This is a genomic window from Nocardioides sp. CPCC 206348 (assembly GCF_048654705.1).
GTDB lineage: Bacteria > Actinomycetota > Actinomycetes > Propionibacteriales > Nocardioidaceae > Nocardioides.
On record NZ_JBMCZA010000195.1, the window covers coordinates 52,602 to 53,049 of the forward strand.

Annotated in this window: 1 protein-coding gene; it reads left to right on the forward strand. The window is 71.2% G+C overall.

Going from position 1 to position 448, the window contains the following annotated elements; translation table 11 throughout:
• Positions 1–68 precede the first annotated feature (68 nt).
• The coding region (locus ACOADB_RS17965; protein ID WP_378601443.1) for a pirin family protein at positions 69–448 on the forward strand (380 nt) is incomplete at its 3' end.

Below are 448 nucleotides of genomic sequence, written 5' to 3' on the forward strand. Positions count from 1 at the left end.
TGCCGAACCGGAAGCCCGCAGGGAACCGCGCTGCGAGGTCGGCGTCGGGCACCGGCACAATCTGACATGTGAACGTGGAGATCCGCAGGGGTTCGGTCAGGTTCGTCGAGCGCGAGCGCGGACGCCTGAGCAGGCACGGCTTCTCGTTCGGGCCGCACTTCGACCCCGAACGGCTGTCGTTCGGGCCGATGGTCTGCCACGACGACCACGTGCTCGGTCCCGGCCTCGGTTTCGAGGAGCACACCCACCAGGCGCTCGAGATCGTCACGTGGGTCGTCTCCGGTTCCGTGGTGCACACCGACGGGACCGGGGCGTCGGTGACGCTGGGCGCCGGTGAGTGCGGGGTGCTGAGCGCGGGTGCGGGCGTGCGGCACTCGGAGTTCGCCGGCCCCGACGGACCGGTCCGCTTCGTGCAGGTCTGGCTGACCGCGGACGACCCCGATGCGGC